Below are 201 nucleotides of genomic sequence, written 5' to 3' on the forward strand. Positions count from 1 at the left end.
CGGAGGACCACCACGGCATTCCATACGCCTTGGGCGAGGAGGTCGTCGATCAGGGGCTTGAAGGGATCGAGTTTGCCTTTTCGTGCCTTGGGGCGCCTCCCCGAAGGGGCCGCACCTCGCACGAGGGCACGGCTCACCGTGCGCGGGTGCACCCCGAGTCGAGCGGCGATGTCCTTGATGTAGCAGCCCTTTTCTCGCAGC

At 66.2% G+C, this 201-nt stretch carries 1 pseudogene; it reads right to left on the bottom strand.

The features are described from left to right. Positions 1-201, bottom strand: a pseudogene (locus tag ACYQ8L_RS18905) (IS21 family transposase); the annotation flags it as partial.

Source organism: Deferrisoma palaeochoriense, from assembly GCF_054656955.1.